13 protein-coding genes and 1 pseudogene are annotated in these 12,615 nt (G+C 44.0%); 9 read left to right on the top strand and 5 right to left on the bottom strand.

Features of this window, described 5'->3' with window-relative positions; all coding sequences use genetic code 11:
* Positions 1 to 1,108: pseudogene (locus tag WN50_RS21770) on the bottom strand (RNA-guided endonuclease InsQ/TnpB family protein); the annotation flags it as partial.
* 172 nt (positions 1,109 to 1,280) lie between these two features.
* On the opposite strand from WN50_RS21770, the gene WN50_RS21775 reads away from it, so the two are divergent.
* Positions 1,281 to 1,610 carry a hypothetical protein gene (locus WN50_RS21775; RefSeq protein ID WP_046277032.1) on the top strand — a complete coding sequence of 110 codons (330 nt, stop codon included), beginning with the start codon at positions 1,281 to 1,283 and terminating at the stop codon, positions 1,608 to 1,610.
* A 195-nt stretch (positions 1,611 to 1,805) separates the two neighbouring features.
* Here WN50_RS21775 and rpsN read toward each other — a convergent pair whose 3' ends face one another.
* Genes rpsN through rseP form a run of 3 tightly spaced genes read right to left on the bottom strand, consistent with a single transcriptional unit; the run spans position 1,806 to position 3,926 of the window.
* Entirely contained in the window at positions 1,806 to 2,108 is a 303-nt protein-coding gene (rpsN, locus tag WN50_RS21780; protein ID WP_046277031.1) for a 30S ribosomal protein S14, read from the bottom strand.
* Between the two features lie 50 nt (positions 2,109 to 2,158).
* On the bottom strand, positions 2,159 to 2,812 hold the full coding sequence (nth, locus tag WN50_RS21785; RefSeq protein WP_046277030.1) for an endonuclease III: 654 nt from the start codon (positions 2,810 to 2,812) through the stop codon (positions 2,159 to 2,161).
* Positions 2,813 to 2,831: 19 nt separating this feature from the next.
* Positions 2,832 to 3,926: an RIP metalloprotease RseP gene (gene rseP / locus WN50_RS21790; RefSeq protein WP_046277029.1), complete on the bottom strand. Its 1,095-nt coding sequence runs from the start codon at positions 3,924 to 3,926 to the stop codon at positions 2,832 to 2,834.
* A gap of 265 nt (positions 3,927 to 4,191) precedes the next feature.
* Here rseP and gcvT point away from each other — a divergent pair, with 265 nt between their 5' ends.
* From gcvT to psbM, 7 genes are all read left to right on the top strand, one after another.
* Positions 4,192 to 5,361 (top strand): glycine cleavage system aminomethyltransferase GcvT, encoded by a 1,170-nt coding sequence (gcvT, locus tag WN50_RS21795; RefSeq protein ID WP_046277028.1) that lies wholly within the window; start codon positions 4,192 to 4,194, stop codon positions 5,359 to 5,361.
* Between the two features lie 409 nt (positions 5,362 to 5,770).
* Complete coding sequence (locus WN50_RS21800) at positions 5,771 to 6,520, top strand: cistern family PEP-CTERM protein (protein WP_046277027.1); 750 nt, start codon at positions 5,771 to 5,773, stop codon at positions 6,518 to 6,520.
* A gap of 182 nt (positions 6,521 to 6,702) precedes the next feature.
* Positions 6,703 to 7,560, top strand: a complete 858-nt coding sequence (gene crtA / locus WN50_RS21805) for a cyanoexosortase A (RefSeq protein WP_046277034.1) — start codon at positions 6,703 to 6,705, stop codon at positions 7,558 to 7,560.
* Positions 7,561 to 7,566: 6 nt separating this feature from the next.
* A complete protein-coding gene (locus WN50_RS21810) occupies positions 7,567 to 8,217 on the top strand; it encodes a cyanoexosortase A system-associated protein (protein WP_046277026.1) in 651 nt (216 codons plus the stop codon).
* Between the two features lie 33 nt (positions 8,218 to 8,250).
* The gene (hpsJ-A, locus tag WN50_RS21815) at positions 8,251 to 8,994 is read left to right on the top strand and encodes an HpsJ-like protein, cyanoexosortase A-associated (protein ID WP_046277025.1); all 744 of its coding nucleotides are present in this window, start codon (positions 8,251 to 8,253) and stop codon (positions 8,992 to 8,994) included.
* Between the two features lie 468 nt (positions 8,995 to 9,462).
* Positions 9,463 to 10,368 (top strand): 30S ribosomal protein S6--L-glutamate ligase, encoded by a 906-nt coding sequence (rimK, locus tag WN50_RS21820; RefSeq protein ID WP_046277024.1) that lies wholly within the window; start codon positions 9,463 to 9,465, stop codon positions 10,366 to 10,368.
* 91 nt (positions 10,369 to 10,459) lie between these two features.
* Positions 10,460 to 10,567 (top strand): photosystem II reaction center protein PsbM, encoded by a 108-nt coding sequence (gene psbM / locus WN50_RS32620; protein ID WP_072075628.1) that lies wholly within the window; start codon positions 10,460 to 10,462, stop codon positions 10,565 to 10,567.
* A gap of 100 nt (positions 10,568 to 10,667) precedes the next feature.
* Here psbM and WN50_RS21825 read toward each other — a convergent pair whose 3' ends face one another.
* Positions 10,668 to 11,525 (bottom strand): universal stress protein, encoded by an 858-nt coding sequence (locus WN50_RS21825; protein ID WP_046277023.1) that lies wholly within the window; start codon positions 11,523 to 11,525, stop codon positions 10,668 to 10,670.
* Between the two features lie 524 nt (positions 11,526 to 12,049).
* Here WN50_RS21825 and WN50_RS21830 point away from each other — a divergent pair.
* The coding region (locus tag WN50_RS21830; RefSeq protein WP_342586776.1) for an RNA-guided endonuclease InsQ/TnpB family protein at positions 12,050 to 12,615 on the top strand (566 nt) is incomplete at its 3' end.

The raw sequence follows: 12,615 nt of genomic DNA on the forward strand, positions 1-12,615 counted from the left end.
GATAACTGTTTGAGTGCAGATTTTAGAATGTTTTTGGCGGCGTTTTCATCCCGGTCTGCTACATACCCACAGTGAGGACATTTGTGAGTCCGGGTGTGAGAGTTTTGATCACCTTTTCACCGCAATTTGAGCAGTTTTGAGATGTATATGCAGGTTCAACTGCTACAACCGGAACCCCATAAATTCTCCCAAAATACTCCAGCCATTCTCTAAATCTGTACCAAGCAGCATCGTTAATTGATTTAGCTAGATGATGATTTTTAACCAGATTGCGTATCCGTAGGTTTTCTATTGCTACCAAGTCGTTAGACTGTATGACGTGTTGGGCAAGTTTACAGACCCAATCATTACGTCTGCGCGAAACCTTGAGATGCGCCCTTCCTAACCGATTCCTGGCTTTTTTACGGTTTTGACTTCCCTTTTTTGTTCTTGATAATCGACGTTGCAGCTTTTTAATTCGTCGCTCATCTTTTCTTAGAAAACGGGGATTCTCTACCTGTATCCCGGTGGAATCGGTGTAGAAATGGTTTAAACCGACATCCAAACCTGTTTGTTTGTTACTGAGTTCTTTGTTTTCCTCTCTGGTATGATCGATTAAAAATTGAGCATAATACCCATCGTGTCTTCTAATCACTCTAACCCGTTTAATTTGTTGGAGTTGATAGAAGTGTAAATCTCGGCTACCCCAAAGCTTAAATGTCCCTGCTTGAAACTTATCAGAAAACGTTAAATAGCCTCTATCCTCTGAAAGTTTCCATCCCGATGTTTTGTATTCAACAGATGCTCGGACTTGATATTTTTTAAACTTTGGAAATCCTTTTTTCCCCGGTATTTTTTGCCGACAATTCTTATAGAACCTCTCAATGGATGCCCATGCTCTTTCTGCGTGGGCTTGTCGAGCCATAGAATTGAGTTGGTTTACCCAGGGAAAACTAGGATTGTCTGACAGCAGTTTGCAGTAGGCATAAGCATCGTTGCGACTTTGAACTTGACCATTTATCCATGCTTTGATGATGCTGTTGCGAACAAACCTACCAGTACGGATAGCTTCGTCTAACTTTCTGTACTGGTATTGGGTTCCTTGCAGCTTCATTTCATACACAAGCATAGATTATCGGCATCAAGCCACGATAAACTATTGTAGCAGAAAATAATCCGTCGTGAACGACCTTGCTCTAAACCTGCTTCTCTTGGTAAAGCGGTTCTGACGGCGAGCGAAATTGAAACGATATAATTTGATTAAATTAGTCCTAAACTGAGTCTACCGCTCTTCTAGACCCATGTCTGAATCTATCAAACCGATTACACTTCCCCCAGCTCAAAATCCCCAGCAAGAAGGGGAATGGCTGCAAAAAGCCTTACACGCTTGGCTCGATCAAGAATTCATTCCCGAAGCGATTAATCAAACCATCGCCCAAAGAGCCGCTCAAATCTTTGTCCGTCAACGGATGGAAGGAGAAAACGATCTCGGTTGTTTAGTGATTGCCATTGTAACGGAAATGCAATCATTTGACTTTTCTCAAAGCTTTTATGGAGAGTTTGCGATCGCCAACGCCGTTAGTGATTTACTCTTAGATAGTCTGGGATATGAGCGCTGCTGTGGTCGATAAAAATCCCATCTTTTTAGTTAACAGTTATCAGTAAGCACTCACCAGTCACGTAGGGGTAATTCATGAATTACCCGTACCAGTTGTTTGCTGACTTCTGACTCTCTTGCTGCCTTTTCCCTGTTGCCTACTTGGGACTGTAGAAATTGCGGAGACACTGGACAATTCCTAGAGTCCCCTGTTCCCACTAACTTCAGCCTACCAACTGGATTTAACCACACCCGGTAACAGCCCTTTGTGTGCCATTTCCCGTAGTTGGTTGCGGCAGAGTCCAAAATCGCGATAGTATCCTCTCGGACGTCCAGTAGCCCAGCAACGATTCCTCACCCGTGTTGGTGAACTGTTACGGGGGAGTTGCTGAATTTTGCGGTGAATTTCCATTTTTTTGGCTTGATTCTCCGCCTGTTCAAACTCCTCTTTGAGAGCTTCCCGTTTTTCGGCGTACTTTTCAACAATTCTCTTGCGCTTGACGTCGCGCATGATCATACTTTTCTTAGCCATTAGAGCTGTTTTTCCTCAGTCAATTAACATTCGTTTGGATTTCATCAGACTCACTTTAATTGAGCTGATGGACACAGATCAGACAATTTACAATCATAGCACGTTGGATTTCGAGCCGTACAGACCGCCCGACCGTGGTAAATCAAGCGAATTGACCAATTTTCCCAGTCGGGCTGCGGCAGCAACAACATCAAATCTCGCTCAATACGAACCGGATCAGTCTGTTCAGTCAGTCCCAAGCGTTGGCTCAGACGCTTAACATGAGTATCAACCGTCACCCCCATATTAATCCCAAAAGCATTCGCCAGCACCACATTAGCGGTTTTCCGAGCCACTCCCGGCAGTTCGAGCAACTCTTCCATACGTTTCGGCACTTTCCCGCCAAACTTCTCCTCAATCATCGAACAAGCAGCTTTAATATTTTTAGCCTTGTTGCGATAAAAGCCCGTTGAACGCACTAACGCTTGCAATTCCTCCAAATCCGCCATCGCCAATGACAACGCATCAGGAAAGCGTTTAAACAAAGCTGGAGTCACCTTATTCACCCGCTCATCCGTACATTGGGCCGATAAAATCGTTGCCACCAAAAGCTGCACAGGAGTCTGGTAGTTGAGCGTACAAGCCGCATCGGGATAAAGCCGTTTCAGCCGCACTAAAATCTCTAAGGCTCGTTGCTTCGTGCTTAATCGCTTGCGAATGGTCATTTCAGTTACCTCAAAGGGTTCACTGTTGCAGAAGCGATCGCACCCAACCCAAGTTCGCCGTATCGCGTACAATCAGGAAAATTCCCAACCCCAACAGTAACATTAAGCCTGTTTGCATCACACTTTCTTGCAGGCGAGTGGGGAGCGGTTTACCACGAATCGCTTCAATCAATAAAAACGCCAATTGACCCCCATCGAGCGCCGGAAGCGGCAAAATATTGATAAACGCCAGGTTAATGCTAATCAATGCGGCAAATTGGAACAAATCTCCCGCATCCGAACGAGCAATATCCGCACCAATGGCGACAATTCCCACTGGGCCAGAAAGCTGATTCGCCGTCTGACGGAAATTGCTAATCAGTTGACCAAAACCGGAAACCGTTAAGTTAATAATCCGTTGGAACTCGTTCGCCCCCTCGCTAAAGGCTTGAACCAAGTTATCCGCCCGACGACGCACCACCTCTCGGTTATGAGTCAGTTGTACGCCAATTCGCCCTTTACCATCGCTTCCCAATTCAGGAATGACTTGCACGGGGATAATCTCTTCACCCCGTTGGACTTCTAGATCTAACGGTTGGTTGGGGCGAGATTGAATCTCGGTGATCAAATCCTGAATGGCTTCCTGGGAGGGTTCAAATCTTTTACCCTCCATTGAGATAATCACATCATTCGGCTTGATTCCCGCTTTGGCGGCTGCGGAACTTACATCGGTTGCCACTTCTGGCACCTTGACTCCTGGATTGTAGTTAAATTCAGGGATGCCAATTATTCCCACTTGAGCAACCAAGAGAAAATAAGCAAAGATCAGATTAGCAATTACTCCCGCACTGATCACAATAGCGCGATCTAAAATCGGGCGGTTGCTTAACAGATTGGGATCATCTCGAGGAATCGTACTTTCAGGATCTTCGTCGGGAAATCCGACAAACCCACCTAACGGAATTCCTCGTAAGGCATATTCTGTCTCTGAGCCTTGATATTTGAGCAAGATCGGGCCAAAACCGATAGAGAAACGGTTAACGTGAATATTTTGCAGCCGTGCCGCCAGAAAGTGACCGAGTTCATGGACGAAAATCAAGACTGCAAGAACTGCGATCGGTGCCAAAACGGACATGAATATACTTCGCTGAAACAATAAGTGTATTAATTTTATTTATTGTGACACACTTTATCCAGTGACCCTTCGGGTGAGCAGTCCCTCTTCGACGGAAACCGCCAAGATCTCGCTGTTCACCAGTTGCAGTTGTAGGGGTAATTCATGAATTACTACCAGTTTTTTCCCTCTTGCTTCTCTTGCCTGTTCCCTGTTCCCTGTTCCCTCTCTGACAATTTACCGATAGAATCGAGAAAACCGAGCAGAATAATGGGAAAGACGACCTGTGGCTAAGTCAACTGAAGTCCAAAACACAGAACCCGAACATCTAGAACCCAAGCAACCTCTTTCTCGCACACCTTTGTACGATGTCGCTGTGGAACTGAAGGCTCGCATGGTTCCGTTTGCGGGATGGGAAATGGCTGTACAATTCTCAGGGATTAACAAAGAACATGAGGCGGTACGTTCACAAGCGGGAATGTTTGATATTTCCCACATGGGCAAGTTTATTTTGATCGGAGAGAACTTAATTGAGACGCTGCAACCTTTGGTTCCTTCTGATCTGAGTCGCTTACAACCCCATCAAGCCCAATATACGGTTTTATTGAGTGAGCAAGGCGGTATTCTGGACGATATTATTTTTTATTATCAGGGTGAGGATGCAGATACAGGCTGTCAACGGGGTGTGATGATCGTGAATGCAGCAACTTGTTCTCGCGATAAAGCTTGGATATCCGCACAGTTAGAACCCACCGATATTACCTTAGAAGATTTAACAAAATATCAAGCTTTAATTGCTGTTCAAGGGCCTGAAGCTGTATCAAAGTTACAGCCTTTGGTGAGTGAAGATTTGCAGTCTATCGCCTTTTTCGGACATCTGAACGCGACAATTTTCGGACATCCGGCTTTTATTGCCAGAACCGGATACACCGGAGAAGATGGCTTTGAAATTATGGTTGATCCCGAAGTGGCGGTACAATTGTGGCGGAGTTTGTTAGAAGCTGGAGTGACGCCTTGTGGTTTGGGAGCGCGAGATACGTTACGCTTAGAAGCGGCGATGGCATTGTACGGTCAGGATCTCGATATCTCTACAACTCCTTTAGAAGCAGGATTAAATTGGTTAATTGACTGGGATAGCAAGCAAGATTTTATTGGTCGGTCTGTTCTCGAACGTCAAAAAGCCGAAGGCGTATCTCGGCGACTGGTGGGCTTGGAAATGCAAGGACGCCATATCGCCCGTCATGGTTATCCCGTGAAGGTCAGGGGAGAAATTGTTGGGGAAATTACCAGTGGCACTTTATCACCCACCCTCGGAAAAGCGATCGCTTTAGCCTATGTTCCCAAAGATTTTGCCCGAATTGGTCAGTCTCTTGATGTGGAAATTCGCGGGAAAACCTATTCAGCCTCAGTCGTCAAGCGTCCTTTTTATCGTTCGACCTCTCGTCCCCAAAAATAACCCCCAAAAATAACAAGGTCAAGCTTCGAGAGTTCAACTTTTCCTCGGCTTCCCTGTGACTTTCATCAAGTTAAAACCATCCTGAAATCCTGACTTGAGGGGGTAAAAAAGCGGATTCTATTCAGCGTCAAAAGGGAAAGCTGACTCATCACCTTTACAGAACTCTAGTGATTGTAAAGACAGCGAGTTTGCCTTGTAAAAGTTTGATGAAATCGTGTAGGAAATCTTGCGCTCAAACCAATGACTCGTATAGGATGTCAGCAAGGTGATAGATTGATATATCAAAAAAACTTAGCTGATAAAAAAGCAAGTCACAAAATATCACTAAAGTCTTTGCAATCACTTGGGTTTTTCTTGCCTAAGTGTTTGTTTCATATAGAGCCATTCTTTCGGGGAAACAACCTTCACGATGAAAACACCTTTTCTGATTTCTGGCGTTTTAGCCGCAGCAACTACTGTTTTTGCCGCCACGACTCCTGCTTTTGCTTACAGTATTGCCAATGATGGAAGTGTTAATCTTAATAACGGTGATATCGGCGACTTTTTTGAAGTCAACTTTGATGGTAATGTGAACCAAAATGATGTTGATGGACTCTCGGGACAAGCTTTATTTAGATTAGATAACTGGGGTCTAGAAACGATTGGCGGAACAAATTATACTGTTGCTTCATTCTTTGTCCGTTTGGAGAACACCTCCACCAATCCTATCTCTTCGAGAATTTCTCGTTTAGGGTTTGACACCAACCCGAATATTGTCAATAGTGCATCCAGCGTCAACGGAGAATTTACTCGTGTTTCTAGTGGCAGGTTTCCGAGTCCAGTGGGTAATATTGAAGTCTGTCTAATTCCCGGCACAGGCAACTGTACAGGTGGTCCGGGTGGAGTCCAAACTGGAGAAACAGGCACTTTTAACCTCAAACTTGCTTTTGCCAACACCTCATTAACCACCTTGAACCTCAGCAACTTCCACGTGCGGTATCAGAGTATTACTGGAACTACTTTCGGCACCAGTGGCACTGGAGATGGTAAGGTGATGGCTAGTTCAACAGATGCTCCCGAACCCCTGACTATTTTAGGAACAGCAATGGCACTCGGCTTTGGGGGAGTATTCCACAAAGAACAACAAAAACAGAAGCTAAAACAGCAAGTCAAAGCTTAATTGTAATTGGGAATTAGCCCCAAGATCTTGATCAGATTGAGGGTCAGATCATCTCATCTTCACTCAACCCGAGTTCAATCTTTTTAAAAAAGTAGAATATTTTAACTCCCCACATGAGCTTAAAATTAAGTTGGGGAGTTTATTTTGAACTCAGAACGGTTGCAATGCTCAGGTTAAAAGCCATGAACGCACTTGAAGAGCTATCCCTCAAATCTCTAACTGAATCTCGGTTCTGGCTGTTAGGAATTGCAGCCGGACTGATGGCAATTCACCTGACGCTGACTCTACATCATGGAAGTCCTGATTTACAGGCGATTAGTTTTTTATTTTGGTTTGTGGTATCATCGTTAGTCTGGCAAAAACGCGATCGCCTCAATTTAGAAAGCGGGATTTTCCCCAGTTTACTGGGTTTGATGATCATTGCGGCAGTGTTACTCAAAAGTGCAACTCTGCCCACTTCTAACTTTTTAGGGGTATCCCCCTTTATTTCCGGTATTGGTTTAACCCTAATTGCTTCTGGTTTTCGAGGGTTTAAACTCTATTGGCGGGAATTGTTAATTTTGTTTTTTCTGGGTGTCCCAAAAGTTCTGATCTGGCCTATTATCGATATATCGGGATTAACAGCTCGCTTCGCCACGTTTATTCTCTGGTATTCTGGATTTGAAGCCTCTCGTCGTGGCTTTGAGGTGATCATGCCCGGAGGCGGAGTCAATGTGAATATGGGATGTTCAGGCTTTGCGGGAATGTTCTATCTATTGGGGTTTGCGGTGTTGTTTCTGATTCTGTTTCCTCTCAAGAAACTTCACAAGAAAATTTTGGTTTTGGCTGCTTCTGTTGCGATCGCTTTTGTGGTAAATGGATTTAGAGTAGCAATTATGGCACTTTTTGCCAATGCTCAAGATGAGGAAGGTTTGCAATACTGGCACGTGGGAGAGGGTTCACTGATTTTTATGATGATTTCTGTAGGACTGTTTGGCTTGCTTTGCTGGTTCCTCCTCCGTCAAGAAGAACCTTCATCGAATGAAGTATTAGAACAGTAAAATCCTATGAAGTTTTGGCAACCCTTGCGTACTTCGTTACTGATTCTTACCTTTGGAACTGTTCTTTTAGTCTTCGGAAAATCTGTCATTTCCCCGGCATCCAAAGAGTTAACAGAGAAACCGTTTGTCTTCCCATCTGAGGTGCCTTTACCGGGATGGCAACCTGTTAAGAGTCAAGTGGTAGAGGACACAATACCCAGAAATTTATATGAATATACCTCGGCAAATCTTCTATTAGAGATAGAGATGCAATATGTGGATCATCCTCACGTTAATGAAAAACTATTCCGTCAGTATGATCCGCGTTTATCTAGTCCTGAGAAACTCGAAAGTGTTCTAAAACAGCAAGATCAAACAGGTTTTTATAGCGTAGAAATTGCAGAGAATCGAGCCTATCTCCGCTCTTGTATTAACCCAAACAGCCCCAGTGCAATTCTTTATGAACAGTTCATCCAAAACCGCTATACTTATGATTTGAAGGTCAGTCGTTTGCTACCGATTTTACTGGGTCAAGAACCACTCAGAGATCATCGTTGTTTGTGGACTCATCTCTCTGTACCTCTGGATGATCTCCCCACTGAACAAGCTTATTTGATTTTAGAAAAAGCCTGGTTATCTTGGTATCAATGGTGGCAGCCGCAATTTCCCAAAATTTAATCCCAAAAACAACTATTTTTAGTAATCTAACCCATGACTCAATCTAATAGTAATCCGCTCACCGAAAAAGTAGATGCCCTGTGGAAATTTAGCTCTAGTTTACTACAAACAATCCCGCCTTTGCGCTGGGTTGGCTACACCTTGTTATTCCTAACCTTCGTTGATTTAGTTATTTTACTGATTCCGCCTCAATTGACAAATCCCGTGTGGGAGTTTCAAACAATGGGAGCGATTGTTGAACGAGTTGCGGTTCCTTTAATTGCCTTTGTTTTAATCTTTTATGGAGAACAAAATCTCCGTCCGAAATGGGAAAGACCCCTTTTAAGCCTTTTATCACTATTGACGTTGTTGTTTGGTATTTTCCTGCTAATCTTAGTTCCTTTAGGCATTATTAATACGCTGCGAATTGATAAACAGAGTAATACTCAAATTGATACTCAAGTTGAACAACGGATGACTCAAATTCAGCAAGTTCAGCAACAACTGGAACAAGCAAACACTGAAGAACAGATGGAAAACCTGTTAAGTCGTCTCGATACTCAAGGTCGAACTCCAGAAATACAATCGGCACAAGAGTTAGAAGAAATTAAAAATCAACTTTCTGACTTTGTTACTCGGACAGAAAGCAGCACCAAAACCCAAGCAGAAGAGACACGCAGAAACCGTAGAATCTTATTGTTTAAGAACTCGCTTAAATGGAATTTAGGTGCTTTAGTCTCCGGTGTGTTGTTTATTGCCATTTGGAAAGCTACAGGTTGGACTCGAAAACGGGCCTAAAACCTGAATTAATCTGATTGACATTTGAACAGTCTTTCCCTCTGTCAAAGCGTTGACAGGGGATTGGCTATTTCTGGTTTTGGGGAGTATGTCAACGAACAGGATACAATACAGGGATGAAGAAAGAACCCCCAGCTAACTCAACAGTTGGTCAGTGGTTTGTCATTTAGGATGTGGGACTTCGGCACCTCCCCCAAATCCCCGCCACTCATTAAATTAGCTTTTGAGAAAAGAAAATGTCACAAAGTTCTTAACCCACTGACCAACGGTTACACAGGGCTACCGTCGTTTTACAAGGGGTTGTCCCATTCTTGCGGCGATCTCAACTGTTTTCCTGGCGATCGCATTCCCCACGCTGATAATCTGTAATTTACCGTTGCTAGACAGAGTTTTCCGACTATTGCGACTTCTGTCACCCTAAGCTGTCTAACGCGATCTCAACTTAAAGAATGTCAGAGACATAAAATTATGAAAATTGCAATTTTATCACAAGACTCTAACCTCTACTCTACAAAACGACTCAAAGAAGCCGGAGAACAACGAGGCCATGAAATGTATGTCATTGACTATCTGCGTTGCTATATGAATATAACCTCCCATAAACCGATGGTCATTTATGGGGGAAAGCCGTTAGAAGGATTTGATGCGGTGATTCCTCGCATTGGGGCTTCACAAACTTTTTACGGTACTGCCGTTGTCCGACAGTTTGAAATGATGGATGTGTTCACGGCTAATGAGTCTCAAGGGATTTCTCGCGCCCGTGACAAGTTACGCTGTTTACAACTGTTGGCTAGGGAAGGAATTGGTTTACCTGTGTCCGGTTTTGCTCATTCAACCAAAGATATTGACGGTTTGATTAATACCGTTGGCGGTGCGCCTTTAGTGGTGAAGCTTTTGGAAGGAACTCAAGGGATTGGGGTGGTTTTAGCGGAAACCTATCAAGCTGCCAAGTCGGTGATTGAAGCCTTTCGGGGTTTAAATGCCAATATTTTGGTGCAGGAGTTTATTGAAGAAGCTAAGGGTTCAGACTTACGGTGTTTTGTGATCAATGAACGAGTGGTTGCTTCGATGAAACGACAGGCGGTAGAAGGAGAATTTCGTTCTAACCTGCATCGGGGTGGAACAGCAGAAAAGGTTAAATTAACCCCAGAAGAACGTTCAACAGCAGTCAGGGCGGCGAAAGCGATGGGACTGAAAGTGGCAGGTGTGGATTTACTCCGTTCTAATCATGGCCCGGTGGTGATGGAGGTGAATTCTTCGCCGGGACTAGAGGGGATTGAAAAGGCGACAGGAATTGATGTTCCTGCCAAGATTATTGAATTTTTGGAGAAGAATGCTGCTAAGGGAAACTCACGCGATCGCATCCAAGGTTAAGTACATTAAGAGTTTATGATCAGCCAATAGAAGCCAATCAATGTTATGCTAATATCTGTCGATTTGATTGTTGACATAGAGGCTGGGTATCATGGAAACTAATGATCTTGGGTTTGTAGCAACTGTATTGTTTGTGCTTGTTCCTTCTGTTTTTCTATTGATTCTGTTCATTCAAACTCGGGGTGAGACTGAAGGTTAATCATTTTCACGATTATTACTTCATCAACCGCGATCGCGAATCTCTAAAAAGCGCTGCGAAGTTATCAGCTTCACTGCGCTTTTTTCAATGTAACAAATCTTTATGGAGCCGCAGTCCGTGCCAATAATACGGGACATTCGGCATGAACCCGAACGTAATCCGACTGTGATCCTCCGAGTAAACGATCTAAGTCAACCAAGCTTTTCGCCACAGTTGGACGGCGATCAGGAGATCCTAAAATCAATAAGTCCGCCCCGACATCACTGGCGATGCGACAAATTTCTGGCCCCGGTTTACCGATCGCACTAACGCAGCGATAACTCACACCCATTCTCTTGACAGGTTCAAGGGCAGCGGCAATCACCGGATCAGCTTCAGCCTTATTGGAGAAATCTTCGCTCGATTTGCCCGTAATATCTTTGTTCACATGAGCTAAAATCAGTTGTCCACCGTGAATATCTTTGACCAAAGACAACGCCAGGTCTAAGTATTCTTTCGAGGAGTCTGAAGCATCCAAAGCCACCATGATATGCTTGAGCTTCTTGACGTAAATCCCATCTTTAACCAGCAACATCGGCCGGGATGTCAATTGAAAAACGTATTGACTGACGGAATTTTCCAAAATCGCCCGCAAGCCTTGTAACCCCCGTGATCCGATAATAATCAAGTCAGAATTTTCTTCATCGGCAACTTGACAGACAATATCTTTGGGATCTCCCTGCTTCAAACGCGGGTTAACTTTACTCGGATCAACTTTGATCGACTGAACCGCTTGGGCTAAAATTTTTCCCCCCGCTTCTAATTTTTCAGACATCGCCTCTGCGGAGGCTTGGGAGGGAACAACGTGTAAAACAGTTACAGATGCTTGCTGAATGGATGGAATATCCATCAACATATTCAGCATCTCTTCACAGAGTCCACGTCCGGCAACCGTTACTAGAATTTTGTTGATATTCATCGCTTTTTCCTACGGTGTCGCTCAAGTGCTTTGATTGAATGGGATTTGAGTACCCGTCATCAAGTACACTGATAACTGCTAACTTTGATAGACGTTGCCTAGAACGTCCGTTTGTTGACTGATAACAAGTCTATACTTCAGCATAAGCCTGATAACTGACTGAGAATTTGTAGAAATGTAGCGTTTTGGAACAATTTGTAACGTGTCTTTCACTCAACACCCTCAACCCCTTTTATCTTCTGTCACTTTCTCCGATGGTTGGTTGATCCTCTCGGTGCGGGTCTTTCCCCATCATACCGACTATCTTAACGGGGGGACTGGGGGGCTATAGCACTGCCTCCATAATCTTTGATTTGGGGGTAGGTACATGGACACCCCAGGTAAAAAGCGAGGCATTCGACCTGTCCGCTTTTTACAATCTCCGTATCAATTGTTAAACTTAATGACATAGAGTCAAAACAGCCATGTTGGTATTTGAGGCCAAATTACGAGGAACAAACGAGCAGTACGTCATCTTGGACGAGATGATTAGAACTGCTCTTTTTGTGCGTAATAGTTGCCTGAGGCACTGGATGGATAACAAAGGGGTCAACAGGTATGACCTGAATAAATACTGCAAGGTACTCAGAGAACAATTTGAATGGTGTAAAAAGCTTTCAGCGCAAGCCGGTCAAGCCAGTGCTGAAAGGGCTTGGAGTGCTATCGCCAGGTTCTTTGATAATTGCAAGAAAAAGGTTCCGGGCAAGAAAGGTTTTCCTAAGTTTAAGAAGCATCAAACTCATGGCTCAGTCGAGTACAAAGTTGATGGATGGGTGTTATCGGATGACCGATTAACCATTACATTTAGGGATGGTTTCAAAGCTGGAACTTTTAGAATGTGGGGAACTCGCGATTTACATTTTTACCAAAAAGAACAGATTAAGCGAGTGAGTGTTGTGCGTCGAGCCGATGGATATTATGTTCAGTTTTCCATCGACCAAGAGCGAAATGAACAACATAAGCCCACAAATCGGATGCTAGGCATAGATGTTGGTCTAAACCATTTCTACACCGACTCTGATGGCAACAAAGTAGAAAACCCTCGGTTCTT

The sequence above is a fragment of the Limnoraphis robusta CS-951 genome (assembly GCF_000972705.2).